17 protein-coding genes are annotated in these 22,207 nt (G+C 53.1%); 14 read left to right on the top strand and 3 right to left on the bottom strand.

Going from position 1 to position 22,207, the window contains the following annotated elements; translation table 11 throughout:
- Positions 1-571 precede the first annotated feature (571 nt).
- The 9 genes from D3P09_RS08610 to D3P09_RS08570 all read left to right on the top strand — a co-directional run bounded on the left by D3P09_RS08610 (position 572) and on the right by D3P09_RS08570 (position 13,106).
- Positions 572-1,291, top strand: a complete 720-nt coding sequence (locus tag D3P09_RS08610) for a PadR family transcriptional regulator (RefSeq protein WP_243644002.1) — start codon at positions 572-574, stop codon at positions 1,289-1,291.
- Positions 1,292-1,293: 2 nt separating this feature from the next.
- Entirely contained in the window at positions 1,294-3,120 is a 1,827-nt protein-coding gene (locus D3P09_RS08605) for an ABC transporter ATP-binding protein (RefSeq protein ID WP_243644000.1), read from the top strand.
- Between the two features lie 396 nt (positions 3,121-3,516).
- Complete coding sequence (locus D3P09_RS08600) at positions 3,517-4,209, top strand: ABC transporter ATP-binding protein (RefSeq protein ID WP_120108986.1); 693 nt, start codon at positions 3,517-3,519, stop codon at positions 4,207-4,209.
- Positions 4,193-5,212: an efflux RND transporter periplasmic adaptor subunit gene (locus D3P09_RS08595; protein WP_165867358.1), complete on the top strand. Its 1,020-nt coding sequence runs from the start codon at positions 4,193-4,195 to the stop codon at positions 5,210-5,212. The genes D3P09_RS08600 and D3P09_RS08595 overlap by 17 nt, the downstream gene beginning before the upstream one ends.
- Before the next feature lie 88 nt (positions 5,213-5,300).
- Positions 5,301-8,174, top strand: coding sequence for an ABC transporter permease (locus D3P09_RS08590; protein WP_120108982.1), 2,874 nt, complete (start codon positions 5,301-5,303; stop codon positions 8,172-8,174).
- A 3-nt stretch (positions 8,175-8,177) separates the two neighbouring features.
- Complete coding sequence (locus D3P09_RS08585; RefSeq protein ID WP_120108980.1) at positions 8,178-9,050, top strand: ABC transporter ATP-binding protein; 873 nt, start codon at positions 8,178-8,180, stop codon at positions 9,048-9,050.
- A 184-nt stretch (positions 9,051-9,234) separates the two neighbouring features.
- Positions 9,235-9,996: an SDR family NAD(P)-dependent oxidoreductase gene (locus tag D3P09_RS08580; RefSeq protein ID WP_120108978.1), complete on the top strand. Its 762-nt coding sequence runs from the start codon at positions 9,235-9,237 to the stop codon at positions 9,994-9,996.
- Between the two features lie 68 nt (positions 9,997-10,064).
- Positions 10,065-11,189, top strand: coding sequence for a substrate-binding domain-containing protein (locus D3P09_RS08575; RefSeq protein ID WP_120108976.1), 1,125 nt, complete (start codon positions 10,065-10,067; stop codon positions 11,187-11,189).
- A gap of 117 nt (positions 11,190-11,306) precedes the next feature.
- Complete coding sequence (locus tag D3P09_RS08570) at positions 11,307-13,106, top strand: ABC transporter ATP-binding protein (RefSeq protein ID WP_243643997.1); 1,800 nt, start codon at positions 11,307-11,309, stop codon at positions 13,104-13,106.
- A gap of 476 nt (positions 13,107-13,582) precedes the next feature.
- Here D3P09_RS08570 and D3P09_RS08565 read toward each other — a convergent pair whose 3' ends face one another.
- Together D3P09_RS08565 and D3P09_RS08560 are read right to left on the bottom strand one after the other, a co-directional pair.
- Complete coding sequence (locus tag D3P09_RS08565) at positions 13,583-14,590, bottom strand: aldose 1-epimerase (protein WP_120108974.1); 1,008 nt, start codon at positions 14,588-14,590, stop codon at positions 13,583-13,585.
- Positions 14,591-14,715: 125 nt separating this feature from the next.
- A complete protein-coding gene (locus tag D3P09_RS08560) occupies positions 14,716-15,048 on the bottom strand; it encodes a LytTR family transcriptional regulator DNA-binding domain-containing protein (RefSeq protein ID WP_243643995.1) in 333 nt (110 codons plus the stop codon).
- A 165-nt stretch (positions 15,049-15,213) separates the two neighbouring features.
- Between D3P09_RS08560 and D3P09_RS08555 the strand changes: the two genes are divergently transcribed.
- The 5 genes from D3P09_RS08555 (at position 15,214) to D3P09_RS08535 (ending at position 20,840) form a co-directional block, all read left to right on the top strand.
- Positions 15,214-16,308: a lactonase family protein gene (locus D3P09_RS08555; protein WP_120108970.1), complete on the top strand. Its 1,095-nt coding sequence runs from the start codon at positions 15,214-15,216 to the stop codon at positions 16,306-16,308.
- Positions 16,309-16,441: 133 nt separating this feature from the next.
- Positions 16,442-17,611 carry an MFS transporter gene (locus D3P09_RS08550; protein WP_243644131.1) on the top strand — a complete coding sequence of 390 codons (1,170 nt, stop codon included), beginning with the start codon at positions 16,442-16,444 and terminating at the stop codon, positions 17,609-17,611.
- Between the two features lie 158 nt (positions 17,612-17,769).
- Positions 17,770-19,047, top strand: coding sequence for a DUF2087 domain-containing protein (locus D3P09_RS08545; RefSeq protein ID WP_120108966.1), 1,278 nt, complete (start codon positions 17,770-17,772; stop codon positions 19,045-19,047).
- A gap of 41 nt (positions 19,048-19,088) precedes the next feature.
- Positions 19,089-20,348 (top strand): MFS transporter, encoded by a 1,260-nt coding sequence (locus D3P09_RS08540; RefSeq protein WP_120108964.1) that lies wholly within the window; start codon positions 19,089-19,091, stop codon positions 20,346-20,348.
- A 45-nt stretch (positions 20,349-20,393) separates the two neighbouring features.
- The gene (locus tag D3P09_RS08535) at positions 20,394-20,840 is read left to right on the top strand and encodes a hypothetical protein (protein WP_243643994.1); all 447 of its coding nucleotides are present in this window, start codon (positions 20,394-20,396) and stop codon (positions 20,838-20,840) included.
- 59 nt (positions 20,841-20,899) lie between these two features.
- Here D3P09_RS08535 and D3P09_RS08530 read toward each other — a convergent pair whose 3' ends face one another.
- On the bottom strand, positions 20,900-22,168 hold the full coding sequence (locus D3P09_RS08530; protein ID WP_120108962.1) for a BaiN/RdsA family NAD(P)/FAD-dependent oxidoreductase: 1,269 nt from the start codon (positions 22,166-22,168) through the stop codon (positions 20,900-20,902).
- Between the last annotated feature and the right edge of the window lie 39 nt (positions 22,169-22,207).

Below are 22,207 nucleotides of genomic sequence, written 5' to 3'. Positions count from 1 at the left end.
CGGCTTAGAGAGCCCCGCGAGCGCGGCGAAGAAGCTCTAATCCGAAAAACTCGGCTTATAGAGGTGCGCAAGCGCTGCGAAGAAGCTCCAAGCCGAGAAACACGGCTGAGAGAGCCCCGCGAGCGCGGCGAAGAAGCTCTTAGCCGAGAAACTCGGCCTAGAGAGCCCCGTAGGCGCGGCGAAGAAGCTCCAAGCCGAGAAACTCGGCCTAGAGAGCCCCGCAGGCGCGGCGAAGAAGCTCTTAGCCGAGAAACTCGGCCTAGAAAGCCCCGCAGGCGCTGCGAAGAAGCTCTTAGCCGAGAAACTCGGCCTAGAAAGCCCCGCAGGCGCTGCGAAGAAGCTCCAAGCCGAGAAACTCGGCTTAGAGAGTTCACTTCTCTGCCTCGCATCAGCCGCTCCCTCATAATCGAACCAAAACAGCGCGTATCATTAATGATACGCGCTGTTTTCCGTTCAATCGCGCAGTCAGCTCGCGATGCAAGCTTGCCATTTAGCTGTTCTATTGCAAGTTAACGATATATCGTATAGAATATCGTTAAACCAATACGATATATCGAAAAGGATGATGCAAGTGACAGATATTAGTTGGGACGAGAATGAGCAGCTGTTTGTGCACCATGAGGATGGCAGAGAATGGAGCTCATCTGGCAGAAGATTTTTTTCAAGAGGCGGCGTAAAATTCGCAGTGCTGGAACTGTTGACGATAGAGCCCATGCATGGCTATCAAATGATTAAGCACTTGGAGGAGCAATCGGCGGGCACCTATAAGCCATCTGCAGGCACTATCTATCCGACGCTTCAACTGCTGAGCGATCAAGGCCTCGTCACCGCCAAGAAGGAAGCGGGAAAAAAGATATTTGAAATTACAGATGACGGAAGGACATTCCTCCATCAGGAGAGGGAAGCGCGGATGGAAGAAATGGCCGACGACGAGTCAACCCTACATGGTGGACGAAGGGGAGGCCGCTACATGCGCGGAGGGGGCCGCTTCATGCGTGGCGAGGACATGCGCCATCCGCGAGGCAGGCATCACGGCCATGCCGCGTACGGCAGACATGGAGCCGTGGACGGGGAACGCGGCTACGAGAATTCGGCATACCGGCGCGGAGAGCATGATGAGGAGCGCGGACGGGGCCGCAACCGCAGGCTTACTCCCGCAGGGAAGGAGCTGTTCCATCAGCTGAAGGCGGCGGAGCGAGCGGCGATGGGGGATAAAGTAAAGGCTGAGCGTCTGCGCGTTATTTTGAGCGAGTTAAGGGAAGATTTGCATAAATTGACGGAGGGCAAGTGAGCATGATGGGAGAGAGAGGTTATCAGCCCCAGGGCAGAGGCATGGCGGCCCGCAAGTTCGGCACAGGGGAGAAGGTCAAGCCGGCGAGCATCTATGCGATGTTCTTGCGGATATTCGAGCATGCGCGGACGGAGTGGAAAGCGCTCGCCACTGCGCTGGCATGCATTATTCTCATATCGCTGCTTGAGTTTGTAGTGCCTCAGCTGACCAAATATACGATTGATACCGTTATTGATCAGAAGCTGTTCAGCCAGTTATTCTATATCGGCGCGGGCATCATCCTTGCTGCCATTTCGCTCGGCTTCCTGCGATACCTAAGCACATCCGTTATGGCGGCAATCGGCCAAAAGGTGCTGTACCGCCTGCGCAACGATTTGTACCGTCACCTCCAAAAGCTCGATATCGCCTATTATGACCGCAATCGTACCGGCGATTTGATGTCGAGGGTAACGAATGATGTCAGCGTGCTGCAGCAGCTCATTTCGTCAAGCATGATGCAGCTTTTCACCGATGTGTTTACGTTTACGGCAATTGCTATTTATATGATGTTTATCGATTGGAAACTTACTGTAATGCTGCTGGCGACGTTCCCGTTCATGATTATGACGACCCGCGTATTCGGCAAGCGCATCCGCACTTCGTTCCGCAAGGTTCAGGAATCGCTCGCGGATGTGAGCGACCATCTGCAAAACACGCTGACGGGCATTCGCATGATCAAATCGTTTACAGCGGAAGATTACGAGTCGGAGCGCTTCTCCGAGCGGACTCAGCGCAATATGGATGCGAATGTGCAGGTAACCCGCCTGCGTGCGGCTTACGAGCCAATTATCGATTTTATTAATTTTGTCGGCCTCGCAATCGTGCTCGTATTCGGCGCATGGCTGGCGATGAAAGGCTCCATGACTGTCGGAACAATTGTCGCTTTTATCGCGTACTTGCGGCTGCTGCAGAATCCGATCCGGCATTTCAGCCGCATCCTCAACTCCATTCAGCAAGCGGCTGCCGCATATGAGCGTATTGTTGAAGTAATGAATACGCAGCCGGAGATTACCGATAAGCCGGATGCGGCACAGCTCCCGCCCATGGAAGGCCATATCCAATTTCATGATGTGACCTTCTCCTATTCGGGGGGACGCGGGGACGAGGTTCTGAGCGGCTTTAATCTGGAGCTGAAGCCGGGCCAGGTCACGGCGCTGGTCGGCTCATCCGGATCAGGCAAAACGACAATTGCCCATCTGATCACGAGATTCTACGAGGTGGGCGAAGGAAGCATTACCGTTGACGGATTTGATGTGCGGGATGTGACGCTGGATTCCTTGAGGGAGCAGATCGGGATTGTGACGCAGGACATCGTGCTGTTCAACGGCACGATTGGAGAAAACATCCGCTACGGCAACCAGAATGCGACGGATGAGGAAGTGGTGGCTGCGGCGAAGGCGGCCCATGCCGCGGAGTTCATCGAGAGCTTTAAGGATGGATATGATACGGGGATCGGCGAGCGCGGCGTCAAGCTGTCCGGCGGCCAGAAGCAGAGGCTGTCCATCGCGCGGGCACTTCTCAAAAATCCGAAAATGATTATTTTGGATGAAGCGACCGCCTCCCTGGATACCGAGTCGGAGCAAATGATCCAGACCGCGCTGGCGGAGCTGCTCAAGGAACGCACCTGTCTCGTCATTGCCCATCGCCTGTCTACGATTCAGCAGGCCGATGCCATCTACGTGCTGGAGAACGGACGGATCGAGGAGCACGGCACTCATGTCTCCTTGCTGGCGAAGGGCGGCAGGTACAGTGAGCTGTACGACATGCAGTTTCCGGTAGCGCACGCGTAACCATAATAAAGGTAACAGAGGCTTTCAGCCATGCATAGTAACTATGCATGGCTGCGAGTCTCTTTTTTATGCGAAGACAGTTTCATAGTAATGAAAAAGTTAGCCTGTTAGATTCCTGACAATAACGAAAGCAATCTGATTAGTTCATGAAGCTGGGCATATACAAAGCTATATCGTCCGTATGGCAAACAAATCGGCAACCAGTAATCGGCGAGTTATGAAATCACATCGAAAATTGATAATTATGGACGATTTTTTATACTTATGGAGGTTTTCCTGTTAGTGTATTTATGCTAATAAGTTGCTATAAAATCACTTGTACTGCCAAGTATGGAAAGGTAGAATGGTAAGAAAAGTATAATGTAAACGTTTTTAACGAGAGATGGAGGCGAAGCGATGGAGCCAGCATCATCGGACATCATTGCAGCAAGCGGTATCAAACGGACATTCGGCAGAGGCTCAGGAGCTGTGCACGTCCTGAAGGGGGTCAACCTGCAGATTCCTTCGCAGAGCCTTATCGCTTTCAAAGGCAGATCGGGTTCAGGCAAGACAACGCTGATCAACCTGCTTAGCGCGCTGGACCGTCCGAGCGACGGCTCCATATTGTTCGAGGGGAAGGAGCTTTCTTCTCTATCAAATCGGGAACGCGACCATATTAGACGAACTAGAATGGGACTTATCTTTCAATCCTTCGCCTTGATTCCGCTAATGTCAGCTTACGAGAATGTAGAGTTTGTACTGCGGGTTTCCGGTTATCCTGCGTCTGACCGGAAGGCGGCAGCCATCGCGGCGCTGGACCATGTCGGCCTCACACCGCGGATGCATCATCGCCCGTTCGAGATGTCGGGGGGCGAGCAGCAGAGAACGGCGATTGCCAGAGCTATTGCGCACAAGCCAAGCCTGCTTCTGGCCGATGAGCCGACGGCCGAGCTGGACAGCAGGACGGGGCTGCAAATTATGAAAGTATTCCGCAATTTGGTGGAGACAGCAGGAATGACCATCATTATGACCACCCACGATCCGGCTATTATGGAGATTGTTGATCATGTGTATGAATTGGAGGATGGACAAATTGTGGTTCCGACTTAAATCCAAAGCATTCCTGGCACTTATAGTGGTTGTCGCTTTATCCGGCTGTTCGCTGCTTCCTGCTGAAGAGGAGCCGCTTAAGCCGCCGCTCGTCAAGCCGCCGCAGGAGAACTATCGTACTACTCCAGTTGTGAAAGGAGCCATTGCTCAGGAGGTGAAGGGCAACGGCACGCTGGAATCCTATTTCTCCGATGCTGTTGAATTTACAGCAGAAGGCGGGCGCGTGAAGGAAGTATTCGTCCGCGCAGGAGACGATGTGAAGAAAGGCGATCCGCTTGTCCAGCTGGACGTGGGCGATATGGACGTGCAATTGCGCACGCTGGAGATGAATATGCTTATATCCCGCAAGAAGCTCCGTGAAGCCAGGATTGCGGATGACGAGGAGGGACTGCGCATCGCGCAGCTGCAATACGAGATTGACCAGATCAAATATACCCGCTTGCAGGATTCATACAGCAACAAGCAGCTTGTTGCCACGATGGACGGACGGGTGACGTTTGTCGCGCCGCTCGTGGAAGGCGATGTCGTCAAGCCGTATGAGACGATCGTCATGATTTCCGATCCTAACAAGCTCCGCATATCGTTCCAGATTGACACATCCTCCGATGCGATGAAGGTTACGGTAGGCTTCAACGCTTCCCTGAAATTCGGAACAGAGATTGTAGAGGGCAAAGTGACGCAGACGCCGAGCAGCGCGCCGCAGACGGATGATGAAATCCTCCGCTCGCGTTATGCCTCTCATGTCTATGTTGAGACGGAGTCGCTTCCGGAGTCGGCTACCATCGGTACGAAAGCGGATGTCACGATTCGGCTCCAAGAGAAGGAAAGCGTACTGCTTATCCCTCGCAGCGGCCTGCGGAACTACTTGGGCCGCACCTTCGTCCGCATTTTGGAAGAGGGAGACAAAATTCGGGAAGTCGATGTCGAGCAAGGAATTATCGGTTCTACCGAAGTGGAAATTACGAAGGGTCTTGAGGAAGGCCAGTTGATCGTGCTCCAGTAATAGATCGGAAATGACCGTGACTCGTGCGGGACGACGGAATTCGTTCAGCTGTTTGTTGTAATGCCGTTGGACTTGGGAGGTTAGTTGCATGGCTTTGTTTGTTATGATTATTCGCAAGATGGTGCAGAACAAATGGCTTGTTTTCAGCTTGCTCATCGGCATACTCATGTCCGTGGCGCTTGTCAGCAGCATGCCGATCTATTCGGAGGGCATATTGTCCCGCATGCTCAAGAAGGATTTGGAGCGCTGGCAGGAGGTGTCGGGCCAATATCCGGGCGCCATCTATTCGACCATGAGCTTCACAGACAAGCCGGAGCGCTTCAACGGGATGTTCGAGCGCTATGATACGTTCATCAAGACGGAAGCGGCGCCGAGCTTTCAGCTTCCTATTCAGGAATTGGTGAATGACATGTCGTCGACCTCGCTCAGGATGATGCGGGCGGATGATCCCGAAGAGATTACCGATCGGAATTCCCAGGCAGTCACGATCAAGTCGTTCAGCGGCCTGGAGAAGCATATTAAGCTGAAGGACGGCAGGATGCCTTCGCCGGCCCCTGTTGACGGCGTATATGAGGTGCTGGTAACTGAGCGCGCGCTCGTTCAGTTCAAGACGGTGCTGGATACGGTGTTTCTCATCCATAGCGACAAGATGCCAGCCCCGCTGAAATTCAAGCCGGTCGGCGTCTTCGAGAAGCTGGAGGACGATGATCCGTATTTCCGCTACGGCAACTTGAGTGATATGAGCACCAGCCTTATCCTGCCGTTCGAGACGGGCAAACAGCTCTTGCTGGGTAATCAGAGCCTTCCGATTACAAGTGCCGGCTGGTATCTCGTAATGGATTATACCAAGATGGAGTTCAGGCATGTGAGCGCCTATCTGGATACGCATGAAGGGATGCGTCAAGCGCTTCTGAGGAATGTCTCGCTCTATCAAATGAAAGTAGACGCAGTTGCGCACGATACAATCGATTATTACCTGTACAGGGCTGCGAATTTGAATTTGCTCATGTGGGCGCTTAACGTCCCTGTATTGATCATGCTTGCCTTCTATATGTTCATGGTATCCAACTTGATCGCGAGCAGACAGAAGAGCGAGATCGCCGTCCTGCGAAGCCGGGGCGCTGCAAGATGGCAGGTTATCGCAGCTTACTTCGTAGAAGGCCTTCTGTTATGCGGCATTGCTTTATTGATCGGCCCGTTTCTGGGAGGCGGACTGACCAGAATACTGGGCGCGTCCAACGGCTTCATGGAATTTGTACAGCGCGTCAACCTGCCGATCCGTATTACGGAGCAATCTTACTTATATGGCGCTATTGCGGCAGGTGCTTGCTTGATCATTATCCTGATTCCGATTATTCTCGCGACGCGAGTCTCGATCGTCGATCATAAGCAGCAGATGGCAAGGCTTGTGAAGACGCCGATCTGGCATAAGCTGTTCCTGGATGTTATCGCGTTGGGTCTGGCGATTTATGGCCTCTATACCTTCAAGAAGCGATTAGAAGACTTGCAGTCGCTTGGACTTAGCTCAACGGATTTGAATATTGATCCGCTGCAATTCATCGTGCCGGCTTTATTCATTATGGGCGGGGGCTTGCTGCTCCTGAGATTGTATCCATGGGTGCTGAGACTAGTCTATTGGATCGGCAGGAAGTGGTGGCCGCCTTCGATCTATGCCACATTGATTCAAGTCGGACGCTCCAGCAGCCAATACCAGTTCCTCATGATCTTCCTCATCATGACGATTGCGACGGGCGTATTCAGCGCATCGGCGGCGAGAACAATCAACCTTAACTCCGAGGACCGCATTCAATACGGCAACGGCGCCGATGTGGTGCTGAACGTCAACTGGATCAATGACGCTCCTCCGCCTCCAATGGTTGGCGGCGGTCCGGGCGGTGGAGGGGATACCAGCTCCGTACCGAAACGCATCAATTATCTGGAGCCTCCATTTGAGCCGTTTCTGAATTTGCCGGGCGTAGAGCATGGAGCGAAAGTATTTACGAAGGAAAAAGCGTTCTATACCTTCAATAAGGATACGGCAGAAGTAACGCTGATGGGTATTGAGACGGATCAATTCGGCATGACAACCTGGTTCCGGGACTCGCTGATGGATTATCCGCTGAATGATTACTTGAATTTGATGGCCTCTGAAACCGATGCAGTCCTTATTTCTAGAACGCTAGCCGACCAGAAAAACGTGAAGGCGGGCGACACCATATGGATCGGCTGGGAAGGCGTAACGCAGCAGCCATTCCGCGTATTCGGCATCATCGACTACTTCCCGACCTTTAATCCGATGCCTGCAACCGGCATTATTAAGGTAGGAACGAACCGGTCTCCGATGCTGATCGTGGGCCATCTCTCCCGCATTCAGCTGCAATTGGCAATGGAGCCATACCAGGTGTGGCTTAAGCTGAAGCCTGACGCTACGACAGCGGACCTGTACAAGGGAATCGAGGAGAACAAGCTGGCCGTCAATAAAATTACGAATACGAGAGAAGATTTGGTGCTTGCCAAAAACGATCCGTTCCTGCTTGCTCTGAACGGCATTCTGACGCTTGGCTTTGTCATTTCCTTGCTTGTCAGCTTTATCGGGTTCCTGCTGTACTGGGTATTGTCGCTTCGCGGAAGAACGCTCCAGAACGGCATTCTGAGAGCGATCGGATTATCAGTAGGCAACTTGATTGCGATGCTCGCTGTCGAGCAAGTGCTCACCTCCGGCGTTGCCGTCTTGCTTGGCATTATCGTCGGCAATTTGGCCAGCCTTCTGTATGTGCCGAACTTCCAGATCGTATTTAATCCAAGCAGCCTCGTGCCGCCGTTCCTCGTTCAGATCGATCCGAGCGATATGGTGCGCATTTATTGGATGGTCGGCATTATGCTCACAATCGGCATCGGCATATTGGCTTACATGCTGTCCAGACTCCGCATCCATCAGGCGCTCAAACTCGGGGAGGATTAAGGTATGATCCATTGCGAAGGACTTGTGAAAATTTATAAAACAGCGGACCTGGAAGTATTCGCGCTTCAGGGCCTGGATCTGCAGATTGAATCTGGAGAGCTGATGGCCATTATCGGCAATAGCGGTAGCGGTAAGTCAACGCTGCTGAACATGCTTGGCGGCCTTGACCGCCCGACGGCCGGCAAGCTGATCGTTGACGGCAAGGATATGCTGAAGTTCAAGGAGCGGGATCTGGTCCGCTACAAGCGCCAAAGCGTAGGCTTTGTCTGGCAGAACAACGCGCGCAACCTGATCCCTTACCTGACTGCGCAGGAGAACGTCGAGCTGCCGATTCTGCTGACAGGCAGCCGCAAGCGCTACCGGGCGAAGGAGCTGCTGGAGGCGGTCGGGCTGAGCCATCGGGCGAATAACAAGCTATATCAGCTCTCGGGCGGAGAGCAGCAGCGCGTCGCCATCGCGATTGCGCTCGCCAACCATCCCAAGCTTCTGCTAGCGGATGAGCCGACTGGCTCCGTCGATTCGAAGATGTCGAATCAGATTCTGGATTTATTCCGCGAGCTGAACCGGTCAATCGGCATTACGATTGTGATTGTTACGCATGATCCGGAGCTGGCTAAGAAGGTAGACCGGGTAGCGGCAATCCGCGACGGGAAGATATCCTCGGAGATGCTGCGCAAGCGCTCGTATGCAGAGGAGCTTGCGGAGCTGGAGCTTGAGGGCAGCTCTCATGTGGAGTATGCGATTTTGGACAAAGCGGGAAGGCTTCAGGTGCCGGCGGCTTATCTGGAGACGATCGGCCTCAAGAACAGCAATAAAGTAAGAGTAGAAATGAATGAAGGCAAGATCGTCATCCTTCCTCCTGAAGACAAGGAATAGGAGCTATCCGGGAGCTTATTCGGCAATGGAAGTCAGGCTGTCATGCAGAGCTGGCATTCGGCGCGGATAAGCTTCTTTTTCGCCATGCCCTTCAAGATGACTGGTTGACATTTTGTTAGTGTAATCAATAATAGGTTATATAATAAAACTAACAAATTGCATAGGAGCGAGGAGAGAAGCGGATATGAAGATTGAATTGGGCGGCAAAAATGTGCTGATTACGGGTGCAACGGGAGACCTTGGACGAGTGATGGCACGGACGCTTGCAGATTGCGGCGCCAACATCGCCATTCATTACCACTCGAATGAACGGAAGGCTGCGGAATTAAAGGCGGAAATCGAGTCGAAGGGAAGACGCGCAGCTGTCGTGCAAGGGGATGTGACGCGCGAAGAGGAAGTGCTTCGCATGAAGGATGAGACAGCGGCAAGACTTGGCGCTATTGATATCGTGATCGCGAATGCGGTCATTCAATACCAATGGACTTCGGTGCTGGAGCAGCCCGCTGCCGATTATATCGGCCAATTCGAATCTTGTGTGATCCAGAGCGTCTTTCTGGCTAAGGCTTTCCTGCCGGCAATGAAGGAAGCGCGGTACGGCAGGCTGATCGGCATCAATACGGAATGCGCAATGCAGAACTTCCCGACTCAGTCCGCTTATACAGCCGGCAAGCGGGGGATGGACGGGTTGTATCGCGTGCTGGCGAAGGAAGTAGGCGAATACCAGATTACGGTCAATCAGGTTGCGCCAGGCTGGACGATCAGTGATCGGGACAGAGAGAGCAATAGCGAGATTAATGAGGCCTACAGCAGCAGCGTGCCGCTCAGACGGAGAGGTACAGATCAGGAGATTGCCAATGCGGTTGCTTTTCTGGCATCGGACTTGTCCAGCTTTATTACCGGAGCCTATATTCCGGTCAACGGCGGCAATGTCATGCCTGCGATTTAAAGATTTCATTCTGATCGAAAACTAGCGATGGCTATATAAGCAAATAGGAGAAAGTGGGTGAATAAGTCGTGTCCAATAAAATCACGATGCAGCAGATTGCTGATTCGGTAGGCGTCTCGAAATTCGTCGTCTCCAAGACGCTTTCCGGCAAGGGAGGGGTTAGCGAAGCTACGAGAGAGCGCGTCATTGCGGCTGCTACCCAGCTCGGATATTTCACGCAAAAGCATGTCTATATGAATGCAGCCAAGCCGGAGCCGGCGGCCGAAGGAGCCAAGAGCCGCCAGTCGGTGCTGCTGCTTATGCCGAACATCCGGTTCCAGACGAAGGAGTCGCTCTATTGGGGGCGTGTGCTTGATGGCGTATCGGCCAGGCTGGAGCAGGAAGGCTGCGGTATGATTATTGTATCGGAGCAAAGCATAGAGCATTTCGTCGATATTCTGAATCCCAGCGGGATTCTGGGTCTGATCGGGGTAGGCGAAATTTCGACCTCCCTGCTGCTGGAGGTGCACCGGATCGGATTACCGATGGTGCTGGTGGATCATGAAGATGCGCTTATTCCGACTGACACCGTATTTGCGAACAATTACGAGAGCGTCTACCGGCTGACGAAGCATTTGATTGGGATGGGGCACCGGAACATGATGTTTGTCGGAAATGTGAGATATTCGCGCAGCTTCCTCGACCGCTTTCTTGGCTTTCGCTCTGCGCTGGAAGAGCGTCTGCCGGAAGCGAGGAAGCTGTCCAAGGAAGAACAACTGGTGCCGCTGGACGGAGCGGATCAGAGCGAGCATCTTGAATCGTTCAAAAGCTGGGCCAGCGAGAGGATGGAACGCAATGCCTTGCCTACGGCCTTGGTATGCGCTAATGACAGGATTGCGATTGGAGCCGTGCGCGCGCTCACAGAGCTGGGTCTATCCGTGCCGGAGCAAATTTCGGTGACAGGCTTCGATAATATTGAAGACGCGTACCGCATTGATCCGCCGCTGACGACCGCGCATGTGCCGAAGGAAGCGCTTGGGAAGAGGGCAGTGGAGCGTCTGCTTGGCCGCATTGCGAGCAAAAACGAGCCGCTTGAAAAAATATTGCTGACCTGTGACCTGTTGTACCGGGGAACAACATGTCCAGTGAACGAAGACGGCATAAGCGAGCGGTATGGTTTGCCGGGCAGAGATTCTCGTCCAGAGCACAATTGAATAAAAGCATCACACAATCGCACATTTACATGATATTCTTTTGGGCTTATGATGATTGCCGTAGCCTGCTGTTATACAAACTTGACGGAATTGGCAAGCTGCGGAAGGATGAGATGCATGGCTGAAAGCATGGCTGGAACTAGACCAGCCGCTTCGCTGGGGAGCACGCTTGCGCAAGCGGCGCTCGAGAGGGAAGCTACTCCCCTCAAGTTTTTGCTGTCGATTTACAAGGGCAATTTTATGAATCTGGCGATATCGCTCCTGTTTCTGGTGATCAAAAGCTCGCCGGTCTATGTATTGCCTATTGTGACAGCCAATATTATCAATATCGCGACCGATCCCGCCAAACATCCCCTTAGCGGATTATGGATCAACTTTGCTGTAGTTATGGTTGTTATCTTGCAAAATATACCGACGCATGCGGCCTATATCTCCTTCCTGAGCCGTGCCATTCGATTCGTAGAAGCGGGACTGCGCAGCGCGCTGGTGCGCAAGCTGCAGCAGCTGTCTATCAATTCGCACCGGGAGCTTCCGGCAGGCAAGCTGCAGTCGAAGGTGCTGCGCGACGTTGAAGCGGTCGAGATGATGTCGAAGCAAATTATGATTGCGCTGATGCCGGCGATTCTTAATATCATCATCGCTTTTATCATAACGTCTACATACAGCTGGCTTGTATCGGCTTTTTTTGTATTGACGATTCCGATGTCTGTGTTTTTAGTGATCCTTTTCAGAAGGAAGATTAAGCAGAAGAACAAGGAGTTCCGGCAAGAGATCGAGCAGATGTCCTCGCGCGTATCGGAGATGGTGGAGATGATTCCCGTTACGAAGGCGCATGGCCTTGAGAAGGTCGAGATCCGGAAGATTGATACTACGCTGCGAGTTATCCAAGGGAAAGGCTATCAGCTGGATATCGTGGAAGCGTACTTTGGCGCGTCGAACTGGGTGGCGTTCCAGATCTTCCAGGTATTTTGCTTGATGTTTACTGCATACTTGGCCTATACAGGACAAATTCCTGTCGGCGATGTGGTGCTCTATCAAGGGTATTTCGGCATGATTCTGACATCCGTTACAGGTCTCATTACCATATATCCGCAGCTGGCCAAGGGTCTGGAATCGATCTCTTCCATCCGCGAAATTCTGATGTCGCAGGACATTGAGGACAATAAAGGCAAGACGAAGCTGGCGGATGTGCGCGGAGAATTCCGCTTTGACCATGTGGAGCTGTCGTATCCAGGCAGCGAGCATCATGTGCTGGAGGGAGTGTCGCTTGATGTGGAGCCAGGGGAGTGCATCGCATTCGTAGGCGCCTCGGGCGCTGGGAAATCCACTATCCTTAATCTGGTCATTGGCTTCCTGCAGCCGACGGCGGGCAGAGTGCTTGTCGACGGCATCGATCTGTCCTCCATCGACTTGCGAAGCTATCGGAAGCATCTTGCTGTCGTTCCGCAGACGAATATCCTGTTCTCGGGGACGATCCGCGACAACATCACCTATGGCTTGAACGATATTGCAGAGGAACAGATTCAGCGTGTCGTAGAGATGGCGAATCTGAGAGACTTTATTGATCAGTTGCCGCATGGGCTGGATACGGTAGTGGGCGAGCATGGCGGCAAGCTGTCCGGCGGACAGCGTCAGCGCATAGCAATCGCGCGGGCGCTCATCCGTGATCCGCAGGTCATTATTCTGGACGAAGCGACCTCCGCTCTCGACAATGAATCCGAATTCCATGTTCAGAAGGCGATGCAGAGGCTGATTAAAGGCAGGACGACATTTATTGTCGCCCATCGTCTCTCTACCATTCGGGATGCCGACCGCATCGTCGTCATGAAGCAGGGGCGCATTGCGGAAGTCGGAACATTCGAAGAGCTGATGGCGGCGGAAGGCGAATTCTATCAATTGAAGCAGCTTCAGCTATAGCAGCGAATATAGCGGAATATGGTGAGTCGGCGGCGCTCTCTAAGCCGAGTTACTCGTCCTGGAGCTTCGTATTCCGCTAGACGGCGCTCTCTAAGCCGAGTTACTCGTCCTGGAGCTTCGTATTCCGCTAGGCGGGGCTCTCTAAGCCGAGATACTCGTCCTGCAGATTCGTATGCCGCTAGGCGGCGCTCTCTAAGCCGAGATACTCGTCCTGCAGCTTCGTATTCCGCTAGGCGGGGCTCTCTAAGCCGAGTTACTCGTCCTGCAGCTTCGTATTCCGCTAGACGGCGCTCTCTAAGCCGAGTTACTCGTCCTGCAGCTCAGTTTTCCCCTATCTCACATGAGACTATGAGCAATTCCCGCTCAAGCTGCTGGAGATAATCCCGCCGAGATAGTCAGAGCAATGCGCAAATATAAGATTTAGCTTATAGAAAGAAGCGTGCTTCCTTATGATTAGGAAGCACGCTTCTTTTAAACTATCGGTTGGTGCGGAAATAAAAACGGCTCGTTGCTTCCCATATTCCGCCGGGCTGAAGCTCCAGAAGCGCCGTCTGCTCCTGCGGGAGATCGACGTTAGGCGCGTTGACCAGATTGATCTGCGGTTCTGGGCAGAAGAAGCCCGGAGTCGCTTTGTTGTTCCAGATCATCCAATGCTTATATGCATTCCCGACGTCATAGACAAGCGTCACGCCTTCGCGCGCATCGGTCAGCTCCATGGCATTGCGGCCGCTTGCGTTCACGGTGCTTGTGTAATGATTATCCATAGGCTCCCAGAATGGCGATAAGCCGGTTGTCGCCATGAGCTGCTCCTCCTGTGCAAGAGGCTGATAATGGCCGGTCGGAAGCATGCGCTCATCCAGCTCCCAGCGCTTGTCTATCGTCATGGTGTACTTGTAATCTTCCGGCGCGCTGCCTGGCGCGAACGGCGCGTTGATCGTCGTATGGAACGCAAGCATGCACGGCATGGCATCATCCCCGTTATTTTTGACAAGGACATGCTGCAGCAAGCCGTGTTCGCTAAGCGAGTAACGAAGCTGGATTGTGAAGCGGTGAGGAAGAAAGGCATAAATCGGATGGCCTTCTTCAATCGTAATGCTGAGGCTCACAAAGCTTTCCTGCTCGTTAGATCCGTAGCCCTCCACGCTCCAGATGGAATCCAGGAAGAAGCCGTGAAGATGGTTGCCCGTGCGCTCCTCATTGATCGGGAATGTATAGGTGCGGTCCTTCCAAGTGAAAGTACCGTCTTTATAGCGGTTTGGCGGGAAAAGCACCGGAATGCCGTAGACGACGGAGTTGGAACGGAACAGGTCCATCTCGTCCCCGGCGGGTTCTCTTAACACGGCATATTGCTTTGCCGTATCGCGGAACGCAATCAGATTGGCGCCAACGCGCGGAAGGACCGCCGCCTGATAGGGCCCCCATTCCAGCCAAACGGCGGGTTCGTCGTAATAGGATTGCTCATAGGCCTTGCTGTGTGCTGTCATTGTCTGTTGTCCTCCTTGATTAAGAAGCTGTTATTGCTAGAATAGCAGGGCCCGGGAAATCGAACAACCGTCCGATTCAGAGGAATCGGACGGTTGCAGGTCGTTCGAATTCAATTGGTCGCTTGTTATTGACGCTTAGACATAAGCTGTTGAATTTCTTGCTGCTTCCTGCGGTTGACCGGCAGCTGCTTGGCGTCGGAATACTCCGGGCCGAAGTAGACCGTTCCGCTGCCCACCGACGTGACCTTCGCGGTGTTTATGTAGCAGGAAGAACTGATTTGCAGAAAATTCTGTTTGGAAATGAGATTTTTCAATTCTTCGGCAGTTATTCTTTTTTTTCTATTATAATTTCTGCCATGGAAGCTGACGAGCCCCTGCATGCCGAGTTTGAAATAGAGAACATCCGACTCCACATCAAATTCCTCATACACATTCCGTTCCTTAAGTGCAACATTCATCACAAAATCCCCCTTAAGAAAATTGATCACCTGAAATGTTAGCGCTTACATTGTATCACATTATTGCCCGTCTGTGAAGCTATATTCTGAAAAAAGACATTGTATGACTTCATGGCATATGCTATGTTCACAGTAGGGAATTAATAGGAGAAGGGTTGGGGTAGGATGAGCGCTGCTGCAAACGGCTGGAATGAAGGAATCTTTTATGTAGGATCGTACGGCGAGAAGACGGATGCTACGATTCATGTATGCAAGATAAATAAAGCAACAGGCGAGCTTAGCATTGTACAGCGTGTGAAGGGTGTCGAGAACGCTTCGTTCCTTGCCCTGCATCCCGAAAGCAAGCGGCTGTATGCCGCCAAGGAAATCGAGGAGTCCCGCGGCGTTGCCGGCGGCGAGGTTGTCGCCATTGCGATCCAGCCGGATACAGGCTTGCTGGGCGAAGTCACAAGCTTGGCTTCCACTGTGGGGGCTCATCCTTGTTACATAAGCGTTAATGAAGCGGGTACGGCGCTATACGCAGCCAACTATACCGGCGGCAGCATCTCGCTCCATCCGCTTACGGCTGCGGGAGAGCTCCAGTCGGCTTCCGCTGTCATGCAGCACGAGTGCGAGCCGGGACCGGTCGCCGACAGGCAAGAGAAGCCGCATGCGCATTGCGTATCCCCAGTGCCTGGCACATCTTATGTATGCGCGGTTGACTTAGGGATGGACGCGGTGGTCACGTACCGCCATGACACGGAAGCGCAAACGCTGGTGAAGACGGATGAAGCGAAGTTTTTCGGCGGGGCGGGTCCGCGGCATATTGCCTATCACCCGACGCTTGATGTCGCTTATGTGGCGAATGAACTGGCTTCCAGCGTAACGCTGCTTAGCGTCGACCGGAAGGCGGGCGCCCTTCGCGCCCGGCAGACCTACTCCACGCTGCCGGAAGGCTATGACGGATATAACGACTCTGCGGATATTCATGTCTCTGCCGACGGACGCTATCTCTACAGCTCCAACCGCGGGCATAACAGCATTGCCGTATTTGCGATTTCGTCCCAGAACGGCGAGCTTTCGCCTATTCAGCATATTGGGTGCGGCGGTGAGCTGCCGCGCAATTTTGGCATTACGCCAGATGGCGCATATGTGCTGGCGGCGAACGGCAAGACGGGCAATATTGCCGTTTTCCGCAGAGATCAGGAGCTAGGCACTCTTGCTCCGACAGGACACGGGCTGGAGCTGAACATTCCGGTCTGCATACGTTTTGGCCTATAGTATATAGTTAGGAAAGCAATCACCAAGTAAACACATCAAGAGAGGTATGAAAGGCAGGTCCTATTCTTTGGCTATAAATCAACCAGCGGCAAAAACAGCTGGAGATACGCTGCGTTCCGCAACTGTCTATACCATGTTGTTCGCAATCAGCTCCGTACATTTGCTCAATGATGCCATGCAGACAGTAGTAACAGCGCTATTCCCGATTTTCGAGGAGTCGCTGAAGCTTACATATGGCCAGATCGGATGGATTGCTTTCACGCTCAATATGACTTCATCCATCATGCAGCCCGTTGTAGGCGCCATGTCGGACCGTTGGCCCCGGCCTTGGATGCTGCCGGTAGGCATGCTATGCAGCATGGCCGGCATGGCGGGTCTTGCGATTGCGCCGAATTATGCGCTGCTGTTATTATCGGTTGTTTTCGTCGGGTTAGGTTCGGCCGTCTTCCATCCGGAGGGCTCGCGCGTCGTCCATATGGCGGCCGGGAACAGGCGGGCATTCGCGCAATCGATCTATCAGGTCGGCGGCAATTTTGGACAATCGCTTGGCCCGATCATGACGGCAGTCATCTTTATTCCGCTTGGACAGCGCGGAGCGGCATGGGGCATGCTGCTGGCCGCTATTGCGATTGCGGTGCTGTTCAAAGTGGTGCCGTGGTATGCGGCCAGGCTTGCGGAGCATGGCGGCAAGGGACCAAAGAAGAAAGCGGCTTCGGGTCAAAAGGATGGCTCCATCGCCAATAACAAGGTAATTGCCATTGCTCTATCCATCTTATTATTGGTAGTGTTCGCGAGATCATGGTATGGTGCGGCAATCGGGAGCTTCTATCAGTTCTATGCCCGCGATACGTATGCGCTGACGATCCAGTCGGCGCAGGTGCTGCTGTTCCTGTTCATGGTGTGCGGCGTGCTCGGGACGTTCTTCGGCGGCATGCTCGCCGACCGGATCGGACGGAAGAAGATGATGCTGATCTCCATTCTGGGAGCGGCGCCGTTTGCTCTGATTCTTCCGCATTTGCCGCTTGGCTGGACTTATCCGGTTATTGCATTGCTGGGCTTTATCCTGCAATCCGGCTTTTCGGTTAGTGTCGTCTACGCGCAGGAGCTGATGCCGGGCAAGGTAGGCACGGCTTCAGGCCTTATTACAGGCTTGGCGTTCGGCATGGGCGCGCTTGGCGCGGTGATCCTGGGCAATGTCGCTGACATGCAGGGCATGGAATTTGTTATGCTGCTGGCCAGCTTCCTGCCGCTCTTCGGACTGCTGGCATTATGGCTGCCAAAGGACCGCAGGGAAGCACAATAAGACCTGAGGTATGGAGGGACACATATCAGAAGAAGGCCGAACCGCTGGGGTTCGGTCTTTTTTTATGCTCGATCTTGAAATTTTACAAACGTTTTGGTATTATATCTATAAAATAACCAAACGAATTTAAAATACGTCTATATAAAGGTGTTGAGGTTATGAATCTGGATGAACGCTTCTGGAACGCTTCCAGCGAGGAGATCAAGCAGGGCTATGTATATGACAGCCATGCCGAGAGTTATTGCTGCTTGTTGTGCGGAGAGCAGTTTGAAGACGGGGAAATATTTAAGCTGCCTGGTACAGGGAGATTTTTCACTGCAGCGAAGTATGCGGGCTATCATGTTGGGTCCGCTCACGGCTCCATGCTGGACTATTTGCTTAGTCTCGACAAGAAAGCGACGGGCCTGACGGACGTGCAGAAGGAGCTGATCCGCGACTTTGCAGAGGGGCTGTCGGACCGCGAGATTGTACAGCGCACTGGCGGCAGCGCTTCAACGATCCGCAATCACCGCTTTGTGCTGAAGGAGAAGGCGAAGCAAGCCAAACTGCTGCTGGCTGTCATGGAGCTGATGGAGAACGGCACGGATCATGCTCCGAAGTTTGTGCCGGTTCATCGCACCGCTACGGTTATGGATGAGCGGTTCGCTATTACGGAGGAGGAGTATGAAGCGGTCCTCCGTCAATATCTGCCGGATGGCCCGGAGGGTCCGCTCGTTTCTATTCCGGCGAAAGAAAAGCGCAAAGTGGCGGTTCTTCGCCATATCGCTTCGTTCTTCAAGCTGGGCGAGCAGTATGCGGAGGGCGAAGTCAATGACCGGCTAAGGGCGTTTTCTGATGATCATTATGTGACGCTGCGCCGATATTTGGTGGAATACGGATTCCTGGATCGCAAGGGTGACGGCTCCGCTTATTGGATCCCGATTAACGGAAATGGCAGAAAGGATGGGAGCAAGGTGAAGGAGAGAGAAAAAGAGAAGGCTGTGGAGGCGGCGGATGCCGGGAACGGCGAGGCAGCGCCTAAGAGCAATAAGCCGGATAAGGCAGCCCGCAAGGCGATGACGGCGGAATACCAAGAGCGGGTTCGTACGATGGGCGTGTATGCCATTAAAAACAACGTCAACGGCCGGATGTTCATCGCATCATCCACCAATATGGACGGACTGTGGAATAAGGAGCAATTTATCCTGGATCTGGGGTCCCATATGAACAAAAAGCTGCAGCAGGAATGGAAGCAATTCGGGCGCGAGGCCTTTTCGTATCTCATCCTTGAGACCGTTAAAACAGAAGAGGATATCCGCTATGATTACAGAGATGTCTATGATGCGGAAGGCAATGAGCTTGCGAATGTAGCCAGAGACTACAAGCGCAAGGCAGAGCGCCTGAAGGAGGAATGGCTGGAGAAGCTGAAGCCATATGGGGACCAAGGATATCATTAAGCTTGATAGGGAAATTATCGTTTAGGTAGCGGAGGGAGAACATGTCGGAACAGGCATTGCCGGCACAGCCGGCAGGAAAATTATTTAGCAACACATTTTTTCAAACTATATTATTCTCGAACGTTTTATTGCAGATTGGCATTTGGATTCGCAATTTCGCCATTCTGATGTATGTAACGGATCGGACAAACAACGATCCGTTCGCGATAGGGCTGATGACTTTCGTGGAGCTGCTGCCCATCTTTGTGTTCTCCTTTATCGGAGGAACGTTCGCCGACCGGTGGAAGCCGAGACTGACGATGATCTGGTGCGACTTGCTGTCGGCCGTATCCGTATTTGCCGTTCTGATTACGATTATGTACGGCTCCTGGCATATGGTTTATCTGGTTACGTTCGTATCCGCCATCTTGTCGCAATTCTCACAGCCCTCGGCGATGAAGCTGTTCAAGCAGCATATTGCGCCGGAGCAGCTGCAGCAAGCTATGGCCATGTTCCAATCGCTTGTGGCGATCTTCATGGTTGTAGGCCCGTCGCTTGGCGTTATCTGCTATCAACGCTTCGGCATTGAGATTTCTATCGGAATTATGGGCGTGGCCTTTCTGCTGTCGGCTCTCGTATTGTTCCGCATTCCGCGGGATAGAGAAATAGAGAAGGACGAGAACGCGCCGAAAAGCCGATTCTGGAGCGAGCTTGGCGACGGCCTGAAGTATGTATGGCGCAGTTCGGTTCTCCGGTCGCTGGGCGGCACGTTCGCGCTTGCAGGCATTGCGGTCGGCACGACGCAGACGCTGGGATTGTTTGTTGTCATCGAGCGGCTCGGCCAGCCGAAGGAATTCCTGCAATATGTGCTAATGGTGAACGGTATTGCGATGCTGCTCGGCGGGGGATTGGTTATGGCGCTGGCCAAGAAGATTCCGCCGCAGAAGCTGCTGGCAATCGGAATATTGCTCAGCTCCTTCACGATGGCGGGGATCGGGCTGTCCACAAGCGTTCCGCTGTCGCTTGCCCTTCAATTTATCGGCGGACTTGGCTTCCCTTGCATTCAGATCGGGATCAGCACCATGATCCTGCAATGGACGGAAGAGAAGTTCATTGGAAGGGTCAATGGCGTGCTGTCGCCTATGTTTATGGGGATGATGGTCGTCATGACGCTGGTAGCTGCCAAGCTGAAGCAGCACTTCCCGCTAGTCGGCATCTATTGCGCGGCTGCAGGGCTTATGTTCCTTGCAATGCTGCTGCTGGTGCCATTGTTCAAATATCGTCCGGAAGCCCGGACAGGAGAGACAGGGACGGCTGCATAGCCGTCCTTTGCTCATGACATGATTTTCCCAATAAGTTGGCATGCTATGACAAGCAAGATGCATACGATTCCAACCGAAGAAAGGGAGATGTGCTTGTCTCAGGAGCATTCGGCAATCTTATTCGACTTTAGCGACAATCAAAGCGCGGAGTTGGCGCGGGACACGCTGCAGGAGCTGGGCTATGATCCCGTCATGCATAGCGACCGCCGCATGCATATCCATGTGGACGGGAATGATCTGACGTCCGCGCTTGAAATTGCGCAGTCGCTTGGCGGCCAGCTGGTGGAACAGGCGGCAATCGAAGAAGAAGCAATCACCAATACGGCTTATGCGCTTGACGGGATTACGATCCCGGCCCATGTGGTGAACGAGGACTGGATACATGAAGAGGAAGACGGGCTGCATAATCGGGATTCCGGTGCGGTCAGCCAAGAGGAATTCCTGCCCGACTCAGAGAGCTACAATCACTTCTCGGGTGATGTCCACACATAAGGGCTTGCCCTTGCATGAATAGAAAGGCGCTGCCGGGCTTGTGTCCGGCAGCGCCTTTCTTATGAATATGTTGTTGTCTCCGCCGCATGCTTGCCGGCGTTGTATCCCGTTGTGAATGCGGCTGTAATATTGTACCCGCCCGTGTAGCCGTGTATATCCAATACTTCGCCGCAGAAGTACAGCCCTTCCATAAGCTTCGACTGCATTGTCCTGGGATCGATTTCCTTTAAATGGACGCCTCCGCCCGTTACGAATGCTTCTTCGATGGTTAATGTGCCGTTCACAGATACGGGAAATGCCTTGGCGAGCTTGGCCAGTTCCATCCAGGCTTGCTTCGGAATATTGTCATACGTGATATCTTCCTTGAGGCCAGACTGGTCAAGCAGCAGCGGAATAAGCTTCTCGGGAAAAAAGCCCTTTAGCGCATTCTTGATCGCTTTGCGAGATTCTTCCTTGCATAGCGCCATAGTCTCTGAATATATTTCATCTGCAGACCGATCCGGGAAGAGATCGATTGTCGTCTTGACGGCTGTTCCGCCGTTCTTCCATTGTTCCTTGACGACAAATTGACTGCATCTAAGCACGATTGGCCCTGAGATGCCGAAGTGCGTGAAGATCATATCGCCGGTATGCTCGATCAGCTTCTTGCCCTTACCGTTCCATATGGACAATGTTACGCCGCGTAGGGACAGTCCCTGCAGCTCCTTGCTGCGTATGAAGGATGCTTGCGAGGTCAGGGGCACCTCAGTCGGGAAGAGCTCTGTAATCGTGTGGCCGGCTTCTTCCGCCCAAGCGTAGCCGTCTCCGGTCGAGCCGGTATGAGGGACAGACTTTCCCCCAACGGCTACGATAACCGAGCTGCTTCGCAGGGTCTCTCCCGATTTCAGCAGGACACCTGCCGCCCGTCCATCCTCGTAGATTACCCGGCTTACAGGACTGTTCACTCGAACTTCTACGCCTAGCGAACGAACCTTGCCGACCAGCGCATCAACGACGGTCTTTGCTTTGTCGGTGACGGGGAACATTCTGCCGTTGTCTTCTTCCTTCAGCTTAATGCCCAGTCCCTCAAAAAATTCAATAATATGCCTATTATTAAAGGTAGCAAGTGCTCCGTGTAAGAATCTGCCATTACCTGGGATATTTTTGATTAATTCATCGAGTTCCTTTGCATTGGTGACGTTACAGCGTCCGCCGCCGGATATGCCGAGCTTGCGCCCCAGCTTGTCACCCTTGTCCAGAAGCAGAACGCTTGCCCCGCCTTCCCCCGCGGCTACGCTCGCCATCAAGCCGGCCGATCCGGCCCCTACTACGATCACATCATATTTCATGACACTGCTCCTATATTAAAACATTCTCTATATCTTAAT

Source organism: Paenibacillus pinisoli (assembly GCF_003605435.1).
Lineage (GTDB): Bacteria > Bacillota > Bacilli > Paenibacillales > Paenibacillaceae > Pristimantibacillus > Pristimantibacillus pinisoli.
Note: the sequence above shows the minus strand (reverse complement) of the source record. Positions and strands in the feature narration are given on the sequence as shown.

Excerpts from the sequence above, each read along its gene's own strand:
- D3P09_RS08605 (WP_243644000.1), top strand. The coding sequence starts at position 1,294 with ATGATGGGAGAGAGAGGTTATCAGCCCCAGGGCAGAGGCATGGCGGCC.
- D3P09_RS08600 (WP_120108986.1), top strand. The coding sequence starts at position 3,517 with ATGGAGCCAGCATCATCGGACATCATTGCAGCAAGCGGTATCAAACGG.
- D3P09_RS08590 (WP_120108982.1), top strand. The coding sequence starts at position 5,301 with ATGGCTTTGTTTGTTATGATTATTCGCAAGATGGTGCAGAACAAATGG.
- D3P09_RS08585 (WP_120108980.1), top strand. The coding sequence starts at position 8,178 with ATGATCCATTGCGAAGGACTTGTGAAAATTTATAAAACAGCGGACCTG.
- D3P09_RS08580 (WP_120108978.1), top strand. The coding sequence starts at position 9,235 with ATGAAGATTGAATTGGGCGGCAAAAATGTGCTGATTACGGGTGCAACG.
- D3P09_RS08570 (WP_243643997.1), top strand. The coding sequence starts at position 11,307 with ATGGCTGAAAGCATGGCTGGAACTAGACCAGCCGCTTCGCTGGGGAGC.
- D3P09_RS08565 (WP_120108974.1), bottom strand. The coding sequence starts at position 14,590 with ATGACAGCACACAGCAAGGCCTATGAGCAATCCTATTACGACGAACCC.
- D3P09_RS08560 (WP_243643995.1), bottom strand. The coding sequence starts at position 15,048 with ATGAATGTTGCACTTAAGGAACGGAATGTGTATGAGGAATTTGATGTG.
- D3P09_RS08555 (WP_120108970.1), top strand. The coding sequence starts at position 15,214 with ATGAGCGCTGCTGCAAACGGCTGGAATGAAGGAATCTTTTATGTAGGA.
- D3P09_RS08550 (WP_243644131.1), top strand. The coding sequence starts at position 16,442 with ATGTTGTTCGCAATCAGCTCCGTACATTTGCTCAATGATGCCATGCAG.
- D3P09_RS08545 (WP_120108966.1), top strand. The coding sequence starts at position 17,770 with ATGAATCTGGATGAACGCTTCTGGAACGCTTCCAGCGAGGAGATCAAG.
- D3P09_RS08540 (WP_120108964.1), top strand. The coding sequence starts at position 19,089 with ATGTCGGAACAGGCATTGCCGGCACAGCCGGCAGGAAAATTATTTAGC.
- D3P09_RS08535 (WP_243643994.1), top strand. The coding sequence starts at position 20,394 with ATGACAAGCAAGATGCATACGATTCCAACCGAAGAAAGGGAGATGTGC.
- D3P09_RS08530 (WP_120108962.1), bottom strand. The coding sequence starts at position 22,168 with ATGAAATATGATGTGATCGTAGTAGGGGCCGGATCGGCCGGCTTGATG.